14 protein-coding genes are annotated in these 18,482 nt (G+C 71.0%); 9 read left to right on the forward strand and 5 right to left on the reverse strand.

The window, feature by feature from the left end:
• Window positions 1-113 precede the first annotated feature (113 nt).
• The 3 genes from dusB to ACZ6CV_RS00980 all read left to right on the forward strand — a co-directional run bounded on the left by dusB (window position 114) and on the right by ACZ6CV_RS00980 (window position 2,574).
• Complete coding sequence (gene dusB / locus ACZ6CV_RS00970) at window positions 114-1,253, forward strand: tRNA dihydrouridine synthase DusB (RefSeq protein WP_469248574.1); 1,140 nt, start codon at window positions 114-116, stop codon at window positions 1,251-1,253.
• A gap of 197 nt (window positions 1,254-1,450) precedes the next feature.
• Window positions 1,451-2,227, forward strand: coding sequence for a dienelactone hydrolase family protein (locus tag ACZ6CV_RS00975; protein ID WP_469248575.1), 777 nt, complete (start codon window positions 1,451-1,453; stop codon window positions 2,225-2,227).
• 104 nt (window positions 2,228-2,331) lie between these two features.
• Window positions 2,332-2,574: a hypothetical protein gene (locus ACZ6CV_RS00980; RefSeq protein ID WP_469248577.1), complete on the forward strand. Its 243-nt coding sequence runs from the start codon at window positions 2,332-2,334 to the stop codon at window positions 2,572-2,574.
• Between the two features lie 138 nt (window positions 2,575-2,712).
• On the opposite strand, the gene ppdK is transcribed toward ACZ6CV_RS00980, so the two are convergent.
• Window positions 2,713-5,457, reverse strand: coding sequence for a pyruvate, phosphate dikinase (ppdK, locus tag ACZ6CV_RS00985; RefSeq protein ID WP_469248579.1), 2,745 nt, complete (start codon window positions 5,455-5,457; stop codon window positions 2,713-2,715).
• Between the two features lie 751 nt (window positions 5,458-6,208).
• Between ppdK and ACZ6CV_RS00990 the strand changes: the two genes are divergently transcribed.
• From ACZ6CV_RS00990 to ACZ6CV_RS01005, 4 genes are all read left to right on the forward strand, one after another.
• Window positions 6,209-7,765, forward strand: a complete 1,557-nt coding sequence (locus ACZ6CV_RS00990) for an MGH1-like glycoside hydrolase domain-containing protein (protein WP_469248581.1) — start codon at window positions 6,209-6,211, stop codon at window positions 7,763-7,765.
• Window positions 7,762-9,918: an amylo-alpha-1,6-glucosidase gene (locus tag ACZ6CV_RS00995; RefSeq protein ID WP_469248583.1), complete on the forward strand. Its 2,157-nt coding sequence runs from the start codon at window positions 7,762-7,764 to the stop codon at window positions 9,916-9,918. Before ACZ6CV_RS00990 ends, ACZ6CV_RS00995 begins: the two co-directional genes overlap by 4 nt.
• 418 nt (window positions 9,919-10,336) lie before the next feature.
• Complete coding sequence (locus tag ACZ6CV_RS01000; protein ID WP_469248585.1) at window positions 10,337-10,501, forward strand: hypothetical protein; 165 nt, start codon at window positions 10,337-10,339, stop codon at window positions 10,499-10,501.
• Window positions 10,502-10,514: 13 nt separating this feature from the next.
• Complete coding sequence (locus ACZ6CV_RS01005) at window positions 10,515-12,758, forward strand: hypothetical protein (RefSeq protein WP_469248588.1); 2,244 nt, start codon at window positions 10,515-10,517, stop codon at window positions 12,756-12,758.
• Between the two features lie 22 nt (window positions 12,759-12,780).
• Here the strand turns inward: ACZ6CV_RS01005 and ACZ6CV_RS01010 are convergent, their stop codons facing one another.
• From ACZ6CV_RS01010 to ACZ6CV_RS01020, 3 genes are read right to left on the reverse strand one after another with little or no spacing between them, the layout of a single operon-like run.
• Window positions 12,781-13,617, reverse strand: coding sequence for a carbohydrate ABC transporter permease (locus ACZ6CV_RS01010; RefSeq protein WP_362368248.1), 837 nt, complete (start codon window positions 13,615-13,617; stop codon window positions 12,781-12,783).
• Window positions 13,618-13,646: 29 nt separating this feature from the next.
• Window positions 13,647-14,558, reverse strand: coding sequence for a carbohydrate ABC transporter permease (locus tag ACZ6CV_RS01015; RefSeq protein WP_355808574.1), 912 nt, complete (start codon window positions 14,556-14,558; stop codon window positions 13,647-13,649).
• Window positions 14,555-15,829 (reverse strand): ABC transporter substrate-binding protein, encoded by a 1,275-nt coding sequence (locus ACZ6CV_RS01020; RefSeq protein WP_469248590.1) that lies wholly within the window; start codon window positions 15,827-15,829, stop codon window positions 14,555-14,557. The genes ACZ6CV_RS01015 and ACZ6CV_RS01020 overlap by 4 nt, the downstream gene beginning before the upstream one ends.
• 263 nt (window positions 15,830-16,092) lie before the next feature.
• Between ACZ6CV_RS01020 and ACZ6CV_RS01025 the strand changes: the two genes are divergently transcribed.
• Together ACZ6CV_RS01025 and ACZ6CV_RS01030 are read left to right on the forward strand one after the other, a co-directional pair.
• Window positions 16,093-16,674 (forward strand): hypothetical protein, encoded by a 582-nt coding sequence (locus tag ACZ6CV_RS01025; protein ID WP_469248592.1) that lies wholly within the window; start codon window positions 16,093-16,095, stop codon window positions 16,672-16,674.
• Between the two features lie 116 nt (window positions 16,675-16,790).
• Window positions 16,791-17,228, forward strand: a complete 438-nt coding sequence (locus ACZ6CV_RS01030) for a group III truncated hemoglobin (RefSeq protein ID WP_469248594.1) — start codon at window positions 16,791-16,793, stop codon at window positions 17,226-17,228.
• A 216-nt stretch (window positions 17,229-17,444) separates the two neighbouring features.
• Here the strand turns inward: ACZ6CV_RS01030 and ACZ6CV_RS01035 are convergent, their stop codons facing one another.
• Window positions 17,445-18,377, reverse strand: coding sequence for an oxidoreductase (locus ACZ6CV_RS01035; RefSeq protein WP_469248596.1), 933 nt, complete (start codon window positions 18,375-18,377; stop codon window positions 17,445-17,447).
• Window positions 18,378-18,482: the final 105 nt, after the last annotated feature.

The following is an 18,482-nucleotide window of genomic DNA, read 5'->3' on the forward strand; positions in this document are numbered from 1 at the left end:
CAGGGACACGGCGCCTGCGGAGCCAGGGACACGGCGCCTGAGGAGTCAGGGACACGGGCGCCTGAGGAGTGAGGGACAATGGAGGGTCCCGTCGTCCGTCCCGGAGATCATCCATGCCGTCCCAGCCGCAGCCCCTGTCGATCGGCCCGCACACCGTGCAGCCGCCCGTCGTGCTCGCCCCCATGGCGGGGATCACGAACGCGCCGTTCCGGACGCTGTGCCGTGAGTTCAGCGGCGGCAAGGGCCTCTTCGTCAGCGAGATGATCACCACCCGCGCCCTGGTGGAGCGGAACGAGAAGACGATGCAGCTGATCCACTTCGACGCGACGGAGAAGCCGCGCTCGATCCAGCTGTACGGCGTCGACCCGGCCACCGTCGGCAAGGCCGTCCGCATGATCGCGGAGGAGGACCTCGCCGACCACATCGACCTGAACTTCGGCTGCCCCGTCCCCAAGGTCACCCGCAAGGGCGGCGGCTCCGCGCTCCCGTACAAGCGGCCGCTGCTCCGGGCGATTCTGCGGGAGGCCGTCGCGGGCGCCGGGGACATCCCCGTCACGATGAAGATGCGCAAGGGCATCAACGACGACCACATCACCTTCCTGGACGCGGGCCGCATCGCCGTCGAGGAGGGCGTGACGGCCATCGCCCTGCACGGCCGCACGGCCGCCCAGCACTACGGCGGCACCGCCGACTGGGACGCCATCGCCCGCCTCAAGGAGCACGTCCCCGAGATCCCCGTGCTCGGCAACGGCGACATCTGGTCGGCGGCGGACGCGGTGCGCATGATGAACGAGACCGGCTGCGACGGCGTCGTCGTGGGGCGCGGCTGCCTCGGCCGCCCGTGGCTCTTCGGCGACCTGGTGGCGGCGTTCGAGGGTACGGGCGCGCCGCAGGCGCCGTCCCTGCGCGAGGTCTCCAAGGTCATGCTCCGCCACGCGACCCTCCTCGGCGAGTGGATCGGCGACGAGGCGCGCGGCGTCATCGACTTCCGCAAGCACGTCGCGTGGTACCTGAAGGGTTTCGCGGTCGGCTCGGAGATGCGCAAGCGCCTCGCGATCACCTCCTCGCTGGCCGAACTGGAGGACGGGCTCGGCGAGTTGGACCTCGACCAGGGCTGGCCGGCGGGCGCGGACGGCCCCCGCGGGCGTACGTCGGGCAACAACCGCGTGGTCCTGCCGGACGGCTGGCTCAAGGACCCGTACGACTGCGCGGGCGTGAGCGAGGACGCGGAGCTGGACACGTCGGGCGGCTGAGTCCCGGCCCTGCCGCCCGACCCGCCGAAAATCGCTTGGCGGGCCGCGGCGGCCTCCGCTACCTTGACGGAGGCCGTGCGAGAGAACGAGGAGGTGGTACCCGTGAACACAACGACATGGGTGCTCTCCTCCGGGGTCACGGTCGGGCGATAGGTCGCCCGGGAGCGCCGTACGCAGCGCTTCCGAAAGGCATGACCATGCCCCTTCACTTCACATCCGAGCGGCACCTCGACGACGGTGTCGTCGAACGAGAATTCACCCTCGGCGAGATCCCCGGCCTCCTGTGGACCCCCGCGTCGGCATCGGCGTCCGCACCGGTGCCGCTCATCCTCGTCGGCCACCCCACGCTCGGCCTGCACAAGATGTACCCCCGCCTCGTGGCGCGCGCCCGGCACGCCGCGGCGGACGGCTTCGCCTCGGCCACCATCGAACTCCCCGGCTGCGGCGACCGCCCCCGCATCCCTGCCCTGGAGCAGGCCCGCGCGGACCTGCGCCGCGTGCTGGAGGCCGGTGAGCCGGTCACGGACGAGATCATCGACGCCCTCACCCTGCCGCTCGTCGACAGGGCGGTCCCGGAGTGGCAGGAAGCCCTGGACGCGTTCCTGGAGCTGCCAGAGATCGGCGGCCCGGTCGGCTACTCGGGCGGAGTGATCTCCATCGGCGTACGCCTGGCGGCAACCGACCCCCGCATCGTGGCCGCCGGCCTCTTCGCCGGAAGCTTCGTGCCCCGCACCACCTACGAGGAGGCCCGCAGGGTCACCATCCCCCTGCACGTCCTGCTCCAGTGGGACGACGAACGCAACGACCGCCAGGCGGCCCTGAACCTGTTCGACGCCTTCGCCTCGAAGGAGAAGTGCCTGAACGTAAACATGGGCGGCCACACAGGCGTCCCCCCACACGCAGGCGACGCAGCAGCCAATTTCTTCACCCGGCACCTGCGCCACCTGACACCCGACGCGACGAACGGCCGCTGATACACGGGAAGGGACAGCACCCCGTGCCCGGGGCTCTGGGCACGGGATGCCGGCCTCGGCGGGCCCCGGCCTCTCAACGCGCGTGTGGCGGGTAGTCGTTGGTGATGGACAGAAGGAGCACGGCCAAGCGCGCGACGACCGGTCGGCGAGCAGGCTGGGCGGCGGCCCTCACCTCATGGGTGGTCATCTACGGGGTGCTCGCCGTGATCTGGCACGCGGCGTTCGACTACAGCTGGGCGGAGGTGACCGGCTTCGCTGTCGCGGTCACCGCCTTTCAGGCGACAGCGCTGTGGGCGAAAGAGCGCTGGCAGCATCGACGGAGGCAGGCTGCAGAGCGCGATGAGTGAGCCTCGTCAAGTCGCCCGTCTCCGCACAGAATGCCCGAAGGGGCAGCACCCCCGCACAGGGTGCTGCCCCCTCTTCGTGGGCCGGAGCCGACGCCGTATCGGTACTGAGGGTCGGGGACACGGCGTCGGTCCCGGGGCTTACCGGTGGTCGCTGCCCGTGGAGTGGGAGGCGGCGCGGCCGGCCTCCAGGCGGGCCACCGGGATGCGGAACGGCGAGCAGGAGACGTAGTCCAGGCCCACCTCGTGGAAGAAGTGCACGGACTCCGGGTCACCGCCGTGCTCGCCGCAGACGCCGAGCTTCAGGTCGGGGCGGGTCTCGCGGCCCAGCCGCGCCGCATCCCGTACGAGCCGGCCGACGCCGTCCTTGTCGATCGTCTCGAAGGGGGAGACGCCGAAGATGCCCTTCTCCAGGTAGGCCGTGAAGAACGAGGCCTCCACGTCGTCTCGGGAGAAGCCCCAGACCGTCTGCGTGAGGTCGTTCGTGCCGAAGGAGAAGAACTCGGCGGCCTCCGCGATCTGGTCCGCGGTGAGCGCGGCGCGCGGCAGCTCGATCATCGTGCCGAGCGCCAGCTTCAGGTCGACGCCCGTCGTCTCGATGACCTCCGCGATGACCTGCTCGGCCTCCTCGCGGACGATCTCCAGCTCCTGGACCGTGCCGACGAGCGGAATCATGATCTCCGCGCGCGGGTCGCCCTTGGCGGACTTGCGCTCGGCCGCGGCCTCGGCGATCGCCCGTACCTGCATGGTGAACAGGCCCGGGATGACCAGACCGAGGCGTACGCCGCGCAGGCCCAGCATCGGGTTCTGCTCGTGCAGCCGGTGGACGGCCTGGAGCAGGCGCAGGTCGTTCTCGTTGGCGTCCTTGCGGGACTCCGCGAGGGCGACGCGGACCGAGAGCTCCGTGATGTCGGGCAGGAACTCGTGCAGCGGGGGGTCGAGGAGGCGGACCGTGACCGGCAGGCCGTCCATCGCCTCGAAGAGCTCCACGAAGTCCTGCTTCTGGAGGGGGAGGAGCTCCTTGAGGGCGTCCTCGCGCTCGTCGTCCGCGTCGGCGAGGATCAGCCGCTCGACCATCTCGCGGCGCTCACCGAGGAACATGTGCTCGGTGCGGCACAGGCCGATGCCCTGCGCGCCGAAGCGGCGGGCTCGGAGGGCGTCCTCCGCGTTGTCCGCGTTGGCGCGGACACGGAGCCGGCGCACCCGGTCCGCGTACGCCATGATCCGGTGCACCGCGGCGACCAGCTCGTCGGCGTCGTCGGCGCCCGCGTGCATGCGGCCCTCGAAGTACTCCACGACGGGGGAGGGGACGACCGGCACCTCGCCGAGGTAGACCTTGCCCGTCGAGCCGTCGATGGAGACGACGTCGCCCTCCTCGACGACGGTGTCGCCCACCGTCATCCGGCGGCGCTTGGTGTCGACCTCCAGGTCCTCGGCGCCGCAGACACAGGTCTTGCCCATGCCGCGCGCCACGACCGCCGCGTGCGACGTCTTGCCGCCGCGCGAGGTCAGGATGCCCTCGGCCGCGATCATGCCGTCGAGGTCGTCCGGGTTGGTCTCCCGGCGGATCAGGATGACCTTCTCGCCCGAACGCGACCACTTGATCGCGGTGTACGAGTCGAAGACCGCCTTGCCGACCGCGGCACCGGGTGACGCGGCGATGCCCCGGCCCAGCTGCTCGACCTTCGCGCCCTCGTCGAAGCGCGGGAACATCAGCTGCGCGAGCTGCGCGCCGTTGACGCGCTGCAGCGCCTCGGCCTCGTCGATCAGGCCCTGGTCCACGAGCTGCGTCGCGATGCGGAACGCGGCACCGGCGGTGCGCTTGCCGACGCGGGTCTGCAGCATCCACAGCTGGCCGCGCTCGATGGTGAACTCGATGTCGCACAGGTCCTTGTAGTGCGTTTCGAGCGTCTCCATGATCTGCATGAGCTGGTCGTACGACTTCTTGTCGATCTGCTCCAGATCGGCGAGCGGAACGGTGTTGCGGATGCCCGCGACGACGTCCTCGCCCTGCGCGTTCTGCAGGTAGTCGCCGTACACGCCCTGGTGGCCGCTGGCCGGGTCGCGGGTGAACGCGACGCCCGTGCCGGAGTCGGGGCCGAGGTTGCCGAAGACCATCGAGCAGACGTTGACGGCCGTGCCGAGGTCGCCGGGGATGCGCTCCTGGCGGCGGTAGAGCTTGGCGCGGTCGGTGTTCCACGACTCGAAGACCGAACGGATCGCGAGGTCCATCTGCTCGCGCGGGTCCTGCGGGAAGTCCCGCCCGGCCTCCGTCTTGACGATCTTCTTGAACTTGGTGACCAGCTTCTTGAGGTCGGCGGCCTCCAGGTCGGTGTCGACCGCGACCTTCTTGGCGTCCTTGGCCTTCTCCAGGGCGTCCTCGAACAGCTCGCCGTCGACGCCGAGGACGGTCTTGCCGAACATCTGGATGAGCCGGCGGTAGGAGTCCCACGCGAAGCGGTCGTCGCCGGACTGCTTGGCGAGCCCGGTGACGGACTTGTCGGAGAGCCCGATGTTCAGGACGGTGTCCATCATGCCGGGCATCGAGAACTTGGCGCCCGAGCGCACCGAGACGAGCAGCGGGTCGTCGGCCTGGCCGAGCTTCTTGCCCATCTTCTTCTCGAGGGCGTCGAGGTGCGCGCTGACCTCGTCGCGCAGCGCGGCCGGCTCCTCGCCACTGTCGAGGTAGGTCTTGCACGCCTCGGTGGTGATGGTGAAGCCCGGAGGGACGGGCAGCCCGAGATTGGTCATCTCGGCGAGGTTCGCGCCCTTGCCGCCGAGAAGGTCCTTGAGGTCCTTGTTGCCCTCGGTGAAGTCGTAGACGAACTTCACGTCCTCGGTCGTCTCACTCGTGCGTGCTACGTGGGGATCTTTGTTTTCCGACACGGGTCTCGACTCCTCGAGGACTCGGTGGCTGCCCTGACGGCGAGGAACATACCCAGATCGAAGGCACCTGGGTACGTCCACTTGTGCGTCATGCGGCCGTAACCACCCGTCCGCCGCTAGATCGAAAGTGACTGAGCGGTAGCTGGGGGCGTGAGGCTGTGTACAAGACTTGAACGCAGGGTGGGTGCTGGACCCTTAAAACGCTCAGATGAGCGCGTGAAACTCAGATGTGAGTTCACCTCATGAATGATCGAGCGATGGCACTGAGTGCCACCCCTTGGAGAAGTGCAGTCGGCCGTGAAGCGCTCATCTGAGCGCAAGGCTGATCAGGGGTGGCGAGAATCACGCCGTTTGAAGCGGCCGGATGTCAGCATTCGGACCCGCTCCGAGACGGTCGGGCCGGTTCGGCCGGTGGTCGTCCCGTCGTGGTGGGCGGGGGAGCGGGGTGGGGTCGCTGAGGAGGGATTCGCGGGCGTCGGGGAGGTAGGGGGTTCCGGCCAGATCTTCGGCGGTCACCCGTAACGGCCGGGTTCGGGAGGGTTACGGCGGCGGCGGGCGCCCGTACGGGCGGGGTGGCCCCGCGGCGGCCACCGCTACGTTCTGGTGCCCGTCATCATTTCCCCTTGTGTTGACCAAGTCCGCGCAACATATTGGGTTCTGCGCGTTAGCCAGGCGTAACTGACCGGGGACACCACGTAACCGATGAGGCGTCGAGGGCCCGGGACCGGGGCCGGGCAGAGCGGAGATCCGTGTGGACCGCAGCGTCACCACCCAGCAGGGCACCCGGTGGCCCGCACCGGGGCGGCCGGTGCCGCGGCGGGTGCTGCGGCAGCGGGCGGCCCGAGTGCTGCGGGCCAATTGGACGGGGGCGTCTACCGTCCCGTCCCGGGACCTGTACCCCCACCAGTGGTCGTGGGACTCCGCGTTCATCGCGATCGGGCTGCGCCACCTGTCGCCGCTGCGCGCCCAGGTGGAGCTCGAGACGTTGCTCTCCGCCCAGTGGGGCGACGGCCGTATCCCGCACATCGTCTTCAACGACGCCGTACCGCCGGACGCCTACTTCCCCGGCCCCGACTTCTGGCGCTCGACCGAGGCGGGCCGCGCGGCCGGCGCACCGGCTCACGTCCAGACCTCCGGGCTCGTGCAACCGCCCGTGCACGCCCTCGCCGCCTGGCTGGTGCACTGGGCCGACCCCGGCCTCTCCCGGGCCCGCTCCTTCCTCACCCGCGTCCGGCCGCGCCTCGCCGCCTGGCACGGTTACCTGCTGCGGGACCGCGACGTGGGCGGCGCCGGACTCGCCGCCGTGCTGCACCCCTGGGAGCAGGGCATGGACAACAGTCCGTGCTGGGACGCCCCGTTGAGCCGCGTCGAGCCCGCCGAGCGGGACGCCTGGCGGCGCGCGGACCTGAAGCACGGAGCCGCCCGGGAACGGCCGACCGACCTCGACTACGGACGTTACGTGCGGCTCGTTACGGAGTACCGGGATCGGGGGTACGCGGGTGCCGAGGGCTACGGGCCGCAGGTCGGCGCCTCGTTCTGCGTCGAGGATCCCGCGTTCAACGCGCTCCTGATCACCTCCGAGTACGCGCTCGCCCGGATCGAGGCGGAGATCGACGCCGAGACCGAAGCCGAGGTCGAGAGCGAGCGTGACAGGGACAGGGAGACGACGGCGCCACCACCCGGACCCCCACCCCCGAATACCCCCGACGCCTCCCGCGTCCGCCGCACCCGCCGCGCCCGCGCCGACGCGCTGACGCAGGTGCTCGTCGACCGGCTCTGGGACCCGGCCGACGAGCTCTTCCACTGCCGGGACCTGCGCTCCGGGCGGCTCATCGCCGAGCGCGGTGTCACCGGCCTGATCCCGCTGACGCTCCCCGCGCTGCCGCGCGACATCGCCGCGGCCCTGGTCCGCACCGCCGCAGGTCCCCGCTTCGGGCTCGGCGGCGCGGCCCGGCTCGTACCGAGCCACGATCTGACGAGCGCCGCCTTCGACCCGTACCGCTACTGGCGCGGTCCGGCCTGGTTCAACACCAACTGGCTGCTGGAGAAGGGGCTCCGGCTGCACGGCGAGGCCGCGCGGGCGGACCGGCTGCGCCGGACGCTGCTGGACGTGGCGGGCGCGTCCGGCTTCGCCGAGTACGTGGATCCGTACACCGGACGGGCCCGCGGCGCGCGCGGCTTCGGCTGGACGGCCGCGCTCACGCTGGACCTGCTGAGCGAGCGGGGCGGGCTCTCCGCAGGATCCGGCGGACTATCTGAAGGATCCGGCGGACTCTCTGCAGGATCCGAAGGAGAGGTGTGGGCATGAGCGACCGGCATCGACTGCTGGTACGGGGACGGACGTTCGCGGCCGTCGGCACCGGCGGCGACATCAGCGGCGTCGGCGCCGCGCGGGGCGGCGGCGCGGGCCCGGACGGCCTGTTCGTACGGGACGCGCGGCACCTGAGCCGCTGGCAGCTGACGGCCGACGGGGCCGTTCCCGAGGTCCTCACGCCCGTGGACACCTCGGCCGCCGCGACCGGCGCGGCCCGCTGCGTCCTGGTCCCGCGCGGCGGACGCCTGGAGCCGCCCGCGTACACGCTCTTCCGCGAACAGGCCGTGGCGGACGGCGCGTTCGTGGAGTCGCTGCGGGTCGTGAGCAACCGGCCGGTGCCGACCCGGGTCCGGATCGAGCTGACCGTGGACGCCGACTTCACCGACCAGTTCGAGCTGCGCGCCGACCACCGCACGTACGCGAAGCCGGGTGCCGTCAGGTCCCGCAGGCCCCTCGACGACGACAGCGGCGCACCCGACCACGGGGAGGAGTGGGGCCGGAGGAAGGGCCCCCGCGTCGCCGGGGTCGAGTTCACCTACCGCCGCGGCGAGTGGTGTTCGCGTACGACGGTCACGTCCGACCCCGCGCCGGGTTCCGTCGAGGAGACCGGGGCCGGCGCGCGCCGCCTCGTCTGGACGCTGGCGCTGGACGCGCATGGCTCGGCCCATGTGGCACTGCGTGCCGCCGCCCATCCGCACGGCGGCCCGGCGCCGGACCCGGCGATCGCGCCCCAGCGGGCCCCCGGCACGCACGGCACGCACGGCACGCACGGGACGCACGTACCGCCGACGCGCACATCGCCCACGCCCGCACCACCCACGCACACCCCACCCACGCCCACCCCACCGACGCACGCACCGACACCCGGCGAGGTGGCCCACCATCTCGCCGCCATGGAGCGGGAGTTCGCGTCCGCCATCACCCTGCCCACCCGTTGGCCACAGCTGGCGGACGCCTGTACGCGCGGCCTCGCGGACCTCGCTCTGCTCCAAGTGCCCGCCACCGGACCGGACGGCGAGGAGCTGAGCGTGCCCGGGGCGGGCGTGCCCTGGTTCCACACGTTGCTCGGCCGCGACGCCCTGCTGACCTCGCTCTTCGCGTTGCCCCACCTGCCGCGCCTGGCCGCCGCGACCCTGCCCGCGCTCGCCGCCTCGCAGGCCACGGAGGCGGTACCGGGCGCGGTGGCGCAGCCCGGCAAGATCGTCCACGAGGTGCGCCACGGTGAGCTCGCGCACTTCGGGCAGGTGCCGTTCGGGCGCTACTACGGTTCCGTCGACGCGACGCCCCTGTTCCTGGTGCTGCTCGGCGCGTACACGGAACAGACCGGGGACGACGCGACCGCCCGCCGTCTGGAGCCGCACGCGCGGGCCGCCGTCGGCTGGATGCTCGACCACGGCGGGCTCACCTCGCGCGGCTACCTCGTCTACCGCGCGGACGAGGGCGGCCTCGCCAACCAGAACTGGAAGGACTCGCCCGGCGCGATCTGCTCCGCCGACGGCAGCGGCGCGACGGGCCCCGTCATGGCGGCGGGCGCGCAGGGATACGCGTACGACGCGCTGCGGCGCACCGCCCGGCTCGCCCGCACCGTCTGGGACGACGAGGCGTACGCGGACCTGCTCGCACGGACCGCGGCCGACCTGCGGGACCGCTTCGTCCGCGACTTCTGGATGCCGGAGCGGGACTTCCCCGCCCTCGCCCTGGACGGCGCGGGCCGGCGACTCGACGCGCTCGCCTCCGACGCGGGCCATCTGCTGTGGTCCGGGCTGCTCGACAAGGAGTACGGCGAGGTGGTGGGCCGCCGTCTGCTGGAGCCCGACTTCTTCTCGGGCTGGGGCGTACGGACGCTGGCGGCCGAGCAGCCCGCGTACCACCCGCTCTCCTACCACCGCGGTTCGGTGTGGCCGCACGACAACGCGCTGATCGCTCTGGGCCTGGCCCGCTACGGCCTGCACGACGAGGCCCACGAGGTCGCCCACGGCCTGATCTCCGCCGCGGCGACCTCGGGCGGCCGCCTCCCGGAGGTCCTGGCGGGCTACGACAGAAGCGCATACCCGGTGCCGGTGCCCTACCCCCACTCCTGCGCCCTGGAGTCAAGATCGGCAGCGACCCCACTGGCACTCCTGACGGCGGTGGGCGGCGGGGTGTGAGGGGGGCGCCTACCGGGGGACCGTGAACTGGGCAATGGGGAAAACGAGTTCGACCAGGCACTCGTTCGTGGATGCCCGGCGTTGTTTTTACTAACATGCCGCAGTGCTTGCGCGTTCGTTCCGGCCGAACGCGGGACGGCCATCCCTTACCGGCAATGGGGCAGGGGTTCGCTTCGTACCCCTTTGTGATGAGGCCTGTCCTATGAGATGGCGTTCACACGCGGCGTGGTGCCAGCATTCCTGATGTCCCAGAAACGCCTCTGCGGAATGGGCGTTGGCCGAGTAGGTCGACGACGGCCGCGCCTTTCCGAAGGGCCCTTCAGCCATGCCTGCCTTCTTTCAGTCAGACCCTTCTCGTGACGAATCCGCTGAGGAAGTCCGGCGCGACGGGCGTGAACTGGCTGCTAAGGAGCGAAGCTTGACCGGCCGGGAGGCGCGGGTGGCGCGCCGTGAACGGTGGGCAAACCGGCTGCTGATGCTGAGGGCGAGCCTCGCCGCCGCCGAGGCCGTGACGGGCAATCCGGCTTACCGAGCGGCGGATCACGCTGTCCGGTGGGTCGTCGACAACCTCCAGGACGAGTGATGCGAGGCACTGCATGAGCGAGGCCACGATCGATGGACCCTTCCCGATCCCGGTTTCCAGCGAGCGTCAAGAGGCATGGATTGAGGCCGTGTTGGCCACCGACGGGGTGAACCTGCCACGCGGCGCCCTGGAGAACATCGCCCCCTTCGTTGTCGACCCCGAAGGCACGCTGGGTGAGCCTGACGACCGGGGCGTACGCAGACTTAAGAGTGGCTCCGTGCGCCGTGTTCGGACGGACGCCGGTGACATGGTCGTCGCCGTCGTCAGGATGCACGGTGTCGGTGGCGTGCAGTGGGGGCACAACGAACGGATCAGCTCGATCTGGCGCTCGGTCGCTGACCCTACGGTCGGGCAGGGGACCGAGCGGACCCTCGCCGCAGTCCGGCCGTGGACGGGTCTCGACGCCGACGGCCGCGAGAAGCACTTCGCCGCCCTGGCGAGCACCGTGCCGGACCGGTGGGCGCTGATGATGAACGCCGAGGACGCGGCGGACGCCTTGAGGCGACGGGACCGGGTTCGGCCGTACGATCTCGAAGAGGATCTCGTCCTCAATGGACAACAAGATCCCGGAATGTACGTTCCCCAGCAGGTGCGCCTCGAACGGAATCCGGAAAGGGGCGAGGACGGCAACCCCCTCTACCCTGACGCCTATTGGGGTTGGATGGCAGTTCGAGGGAATAATCGAACACAGAAAAGGCAATCGATTTTCCGTTTGACGTCCGGTGAAGTGCTGGCCGGAGTTCCGGCGGAGAAACTGGAGCGAGACGGGGATGAGGTCGTGTGTGACCCACGCGTCTGGCTCCCCGAATTCTCCGCCGTACTCAACCGGGAATTCGCGGAGACGGCGGACGAAGAACTCGACCCCACGAGCGGTTCGAGGGCACGGCGGGCCGCCGCCATCGCCGTGGTTGACGCGCACTTGGTGATCGGCACCCCTACCCCGCAGCGCCTCTACCGCATCGTCCAGATGAACAACCGGCGCGACCACGTCCACCCGCCGCTGGAATTCGACGCCCTCGACCGCTCCCGCGCGCTGGGCAGGAGCGTGCTCGGCATGTACGTGGCGCAACAGGTCATGGACGAGAAGACGGCCGAGGTCCTCTCGGGGCTCGCGCCGATCCGTGAACTGCGGGACGCCGCACCGGACATGAAGGTGTCGGAGCTCCGCGACCTGCGTTCCATGCGGCTGCTCCAGGAGCTGTTCCCGGTTGATCCGCACAAACGGCACCTGCTGCGCCGCGCGCTCAGCGAGAACCCGCCGTCCCAGCTCAAGACGGGCGAGATCAACCAGCGGGCGCGTACGTGGTCCGCGCTGACCTCGGAGAGCTACCCCACGCCGTGGAACCCACGGGTGGGACAGGTCTTCTCCACCCGTGCCCGTGAGGGCTTCCTGCTCCTCGGGCGCAGACTGCCGGAACTACTGGCCGCCGCGGACACCGACGATGCGGCCTTCGATGAACTGGTGTCCTTCCGGGCGGCCCACTGGCTGGCGTCCTTCGGCATCATCGAGGCCGACCGGGGCTCTCTCGACGGACAGGAGGCCATCGGCGATACGGGGGAGCGGGTCCGCCGGTCCCGCAGGACCGTCATGAACTGCCTCCAAGCTCTGCGCCACGACAAGAACAGGCCGGCGGCGGCCGGACTGCTCAGGTCACTCGCCGCGGCCATGGACGATGGCGACCGGCGGCCCTGGCGGGTCAGCAGCGCCGGCAAGGAGTTGCCGGGTCGGGAGATGACGCCGCTCTGGTTCGACACGATGTTCCCCAAGGACACCGGTACGAGGCCCCGCAAGGCGGCAGCGCCGTCACTGCCCCCGGCGCCGACGGTGGCCGTGCCCGCCCCGGCACTCGTGCACGGCTCCGGGACCGGGCAGCCCCTGGGCGCGGTAGCGCCGTCGTCCGCAGGGCCCGGTCCGGCAGCGGCGGCACCCGTTCCAGCGCCCTCGCTCACCTTGTCGCTCCCGGCCCAGGCCACGTCGCCGGCCTCGCAGGAAGCGGAGGCCTCTGACACCGCCGAGGAGCCACTCACCCCGGAGGCCCTGGTGGACCGGGTCGAGGAGCGGATCCAACGGCTGCACGCGGCCTCCGGCGAGCTGGGCGACCTCCTCGGCGAACTCGCGGAGCGGAGCCGGGTGGCTTCCGTCGCCCAGCCGATCGCCCGGCAAAGGGCCGACGTGGCCGTACGCCTCCTGAACCAGTCCCTGTCCAGGCTCCGCAAGCTCCCCGAGCTCATGGAGGACCTGACGGAACCCGCGTGACCCCGCCCCCAGGCGCCCCGCCCTAGTCATCGATCCCCGACCGCTCCACCCCCGCCACGATCCACCGCTGGAAGAAGAGGAACACCACCAGGAGCGGGAGGATCGAGACCGCTGCTGCCACGAAGAGTTCGTGCAGGCGGATGACCTGGGAGGTCGTGAACGTGGCCAGGGCCACCTGGACCGTCCACGCCTCGCGGTCCTGGCCGATGACCAGGGGCCACAGGAAGGAGTTCCACGCGCCGATGAAGACGATCGTGCCGACCGCCGCGAAGACGGGGCGGGAGTTGGGGACGACCACGCGCCAATACGTGCGCCAGTAGCCGAGCCCGTCCACCCGCGCCGCGTCCTCCAACTCCCGTGGGAAGCCCAGGAAGTACTGGCGGAAGATGAAGCACGCGAAGGCCGAGAAGAGGGTGGGGACGATCAGGCCGCGCAGGGTCGAGACCCAGCCGAGCGAGGAGACCAGGACGAAGCTCGGCACGAAGGTGACGGCCGCCGGGACCATCATCGTGCCGAGGATCGCGTAGAAGACCCGGTCGGCGTGGCGGTAGGGGATGCGGGCCAGGCCGTAGCCGGCGAGCGAGGCCAGGACGAGGGTACCGAGCGTCGTCGCGACCGCGATCAGCGTGGAGTTGAGCAGGGCGCGCGCCATCGGCACCGTCGGGTCGTCGAACAGCTCGGAGAGGTTCGACCAGTGCAGCGTCGAGGGGAAGAACGTCCAGTCGGGCGACGTGATGTCGTCCTCGGACGCGAGACCGTTGCGTACGAGCAGATAGAAGGGGATCAGGAAGAGGAGCGCCAGGGCGATCAGGAGGACGACGCGCAGCGCGCGGCCCACCCGGACCAGGGCGTCCTCCAGCGGCCGTTTCGCCGGTGCGGTCACGGGCGTCAGTCCTCCTTTCCGCCGAGGCCGAACCAGCGCGCCTGGCCGATCGTCACCACCGCGATGATCAGCGCGAGGATCACCGCGCCCGCGCTGCCGAAGCCGAGGTTCTGCTCCTGGCCGAGCGCCGTGTAGTAGAGGTAGACGAGCGGCGGGCGGGCGTAGGGCGGGTAACCCTGGGAGTCCGAGAGCAGGTTGTAGAACTCGTCGAACGCCTGGAAGGCGTTGATGACGAGCAGCAGCGTGACCGCGACCGACGTGGTGCGCAGCTGCGGCAGCGTGATGTGGCGCAGCACCTGCCAGCCGGGCCGCGCCCCGTCCACCGCCGCCGCCTCGTACAGGGTGGGGGAGATCCGCTGCAGGCCCGCGAGGAACAGGATCATGTAGAAGCCCGCCTGCAGCCACAGCCGTACGGTGACGATGACCAGCCAGTACCACGGTGGATCCGTCGTCGAGAGCCACGCGGTCTGGTCCGCGCCGAACCAGCCGAGGACGGTGTTGGCGAGCCCGAACCGCACCCCGTTGAAGATCGACAGCTTCCAGATCAGCGCCGCCACCACGTAACTGCACGCGGCCGGCAGGAAGAAGACCGAACGGAAGAAGGCCTGGGCGCGGCGCAGCCGGTTCACCATCAGCGCGAGCGCGAGGGACAGGACGAACGTCGTGGGCACGATGAAGGCGGAGAAGACCGCGAAGGTGACGAGGCTGTCGGTGAACGCGTCGTTCCGCAGCATCGACGTGTAGTTGTCGAAGCCGATGAAGTCGGTCGGCGACACCGTGTTGTGGGCGTCGAAGAAGCTCAGGTACACGCTCCAGGCGAGCGGTACGTAGGTGAAGAGGACCAGGCCGAGCGCGAACGGCCCGACGAACACCCAGAACCACAGCGTGCGGTTCTGGGTCCCCAACACCCGCCTCACGGCTTCTTCTTGGCGCGGTCCAGCTCCGCACGCACCGTGCGTACGACGGACTTCAGCTGACTCTCGGGATTGGCGCCGGACTTGATGATCCGGCTCAGCGCGTCCTGATACGCGGTGCGGGCGGCCGGCGTCCACAGCAGCGGCTCCGCGTAGCCGTACTCCGTGGAGTAGCGCACGGCGTCCGCCGCCGGGCCCTCCTTCAGCTTGTCGGCCTTGTTCGCGAGGGAGAGCCGGGCCGGGATGTGGAACCCGTACGACAGCGCGAAGTCCTCCTGGTACTCGGTCCGTTCGATCCACAGCCACTTCAGGAAGGCCTTCGCCTCCTTCTTGTGGTCGCTGCGGGCGCTCACCGCCGCCCCGTACGACCCGACGGGCAGCGCCGGCTTGCCGCCCGGTCCTTCGGCGGGCAGTGCGAGCACCCCGAAGTCGTCGCCCAGTTCCTTGCGTACGGCGGGCAGCGCCCACAGCCCGCACCACTGCATGGCGGTCAGCTCCTGCACGAACGCCGACGGGTCCGACCAGTCGGCGGGCGCGCCGAGCAGCAGCGACTTGTCGGCGTAGAGCTGGTGCAGCTTGCCGAGGACGCGGGCGGCCGCCGGGTCGTCGAACCCGACCTCGCCGTCCTCGGTGACCGAGGAGAGGCCCGCCGCGTACAGGGGCGTGACGCCGAGGGCGCCCGCGCCGCCGTCGTTGCCGAGGAAGAGGCCCTTCACCTTCTTCGTGGTGAGCGCCTTCGCCGCGTCGACCAGCTCGTCCATGGTCTTCGGCGGCCGCACGCCCGCGTCGTCGAGCAGGCTCTTGCGGTAGTAGAGCAGGTGCATGTCGGCGACCTGCGGGATGGACCAGATCTTCCCGTCGTACGTCTTGGGGGCGAGCAGCACCGGGTTGAAGTCGTCCTTCACGCCCTCGAACAGGTCGGTGAGGTCGACGACCTGGCCGCGCCGGATCTGGTCCAGGGACGGCCCGTTGACCTCGAAGACGTCGGGGCCCGAGTCGGTGAGCAGGGCCGCGGCGGTCTGCTCGTCGTAGTTGCCGGGCCGCCACTGGACGCTGACGTCCGCCTGGTCGTACGCGGCGGCGTACCGCTTCACGGCCTGCTCGGTGCCCGGTTCGCCGTACTGGTGGTACCACTGCGCGAGCCGCGGCCCGTCGCCGCCCGAACCGCCGTCGCCGCGGCCGGTGTTGGACCCGCACGCGGTGAGCAGTCCGAGCGCCGCGCCGGTGGCGGCCGTCGCGCCCGTTCCGAGCAGTGTCCTGCGGCTGATGGTCATGCCGGCCGTCCCCCTGGGTGGTGTCGTTCCGTCGGATCTCCGTGGCGTGCCCTTGTCTGCCCGGCTCAACGATCAACCATGCAGAGGGATTACGACAGGGGTGTTGCGGCCGAGTGTCACCCTTCGGCGCGCCCCTTCCGCGTCGGCGGTGCGTCTGCGGTACGTCAGCCGTGCGTCAGCGGTGCGTCAAGGCGCGCTCGCTGTGTGTATACAGCACGTCAATGCCGGTGACGGGGGCGTCCGGCCGTTCTACGGTGCCGCTCATGGGACTCATGGGACACGACGCGCCGACGTCAGCGTCGGCTTCCGCAGCTGCTTCCGCTTCGGCTTCCACTTCCGCTGCGGCGCAGGTCACGGTGGACCGGGGCTGGGCGGCCGAGGTGCGGACGGCCGTCTTCTGCGCGTGCGCGCTCTTCGGGCTCGTCCTGGTCATCGACGGGGCGGCGGGCACGCTGACCCCCGCACGGGTCGGCCTGTGGGCCGGTCTCTCCGCGCTGCTCTACGGGGTGCTGCACCCAGTGCGGGTGACCGCGGGTCCCGGCTGGCTGGCGGTACGGGGGCTGGGGCGCCGCCGGCACGTCTGCACCTGCCTGCTGACCGCCGTACGGTATGACGAAGGCGTGGCCGCGCGCCTGGTCCTGTGCGACTCGCTGGGCAACCGGGTCGAGCTCGACCCGCAGATCCTCGTGGACAATCCGCTGCTCCTGCACCGCCTGGACACGGGGGCCCGCACCGCGTGCGAGACGGGGCTGCTCAGGACCGGCCGCGCGGAACTGCGACGGCTGGTCACGCGCGCCGACGGGGCGGCGGCCGAGGCGGTCTTCGAGGCGTCCGACCTGCGCTGAGGGGACCTTCGGCCCTGGGGGAGGCGGGCGGCGGGGCGGACGGTGGAGGCATGGACACCCCGCACATCCCCCGTTCGCCGGGTACCGCGCCCCTCGCCCGTGGCACAGTCGTAGGCGTGGACATCTCCTCCCGCGCCGACCTCGACGTGCTGCTGCGCCGCTTCTACACGGCCGCCTTCGCCGACCCGCTGATCGGCCCCTTCTTCACGGAGATCGCGGGGACGGACCTGGACGTGCACCTCCCGCGCATCACCGACTTCTGGGAGCGCGCGCTGTTCCGCAGTGCGGAGTACTGCCGCGACGCGTTCGCCCCGCACGCGGCCCTGCACTCCGCGCGCCCGCTCACCGCGGAACACTTCGGCCGCTGGGTCCAGCTGTGGCACGCCACGGTCGACGGCCTCCACGAGGGCCCGAACGCGACGAGAGCGAAGTCCCAGGGCGAACGCATGGCCCTGGCCCTCCTGCACCGCCTGAACGGCAGGAACACCCCAAAGACGGGCCCCGGCCCAGGCTTCATCCCACTGGCGGCACTGGAACTCCGGGGAGCGGCGTAGAGGACGTAAGAGACGTACATAAGGGCCGCGGGAAAAAGGGGCGCGGGGACCTGCGCAAGACCACCCACGGCGGCCGATCAAGGGGCGCGGGGAACTGCGCAAAACAACCCACGGCGGGTCAGCCGAACAACACAGCCAAGCCGAACCTCAGGGGCGCGGGGAACTGCGCAAACCAACCCACGGCGGGTCAGCCGAACAATACAGCCAAGCCGGACCTCAGGGGCGCGGGGAACTGCGCAAAAACCGGACGCCGGTCAACCCCTCCGACGCCACCCACAACCGCTCCCCGCCCACATCACTCCGCGTCCACGCCGCCCGCCAAGAGGGCCCCGCCCCGCCACGGAACCCCAGCCCCCGCGGCCCGGTGAACCAGTCGGGCCGCACCCCGGGCGCCGTGGCCGCGTACAGGATCGGCACCGCCCCCGCCTCCGCGGACTGCGCGAAGATCCGGTTGCCGAGCGCGGCGACCCGCTCCGCGGCCCTGCGCCCCTCCATCCGGGGCCCCGCGCTCTGCAGATTGGTCGAGGCGTACCCGGGGTGCGCCGCCGCCGCGACCGTGCCGGAGCCACTGGCGGCCAGGCGGCGCGCCAGCTCGTGCGTGAAGAGGAGGTTCGCCGTCTTGGACCGGCCGTAGGCGAGCCAACGCCGGTACGAGCGCTCACTGTTGAGGTCATGGATGTCGATGTTGCCGAGCGCGTGCAGCCCCGAGGAGACCGTCACGATCCGCGAACCGGGCCGCTCCAGGAGGCGGGGCAGCAACAGCCCCGTCAGCGCGAAGTGCCCGAGATGGTTGACGCCGAACTGCGTCTCGAAGCCGTCCACGGTGCGCCGGAAGGGCAGCGCCATCACACCCGCGTTGTTGATCAGCAGATCGAGGCGCGTCTCCTCGTACGCCGCCGCGAACGCCCGTACGGACGCCAGGTCCCCGAGATCGAGCCGCCCGAACTCGACGTGCGCGCCCGGCACTTCGGTGAGCATCCGGGCCACCGCCGCGCTTCCGCGCTCCTCGCTGCGGCAGGCCAGTATCACCCGGGCGCCGCGGCGGGCCAGCTCGCGCGCGGTCACGTAGCCGAGTCCGCTGTTCGCGCCGGTGACCACGGCCGTGCGGCCGCTCTGGTCGGGGATGTCGCTCGCGGTCCACGCGGCCATGGCAAGGCTCCCTCTCCGTCGAGTTCTTACCCAAGAGTAAGGGGGAGGGGGAGCCCAAGCCCGGAGCTCGCGGCAGGGAGGCGGGCCCCCGGCAAGGAGGCGGGT

Source organism: Streptomyces sp. NPDC041713 (assembly GCF_055591085.1).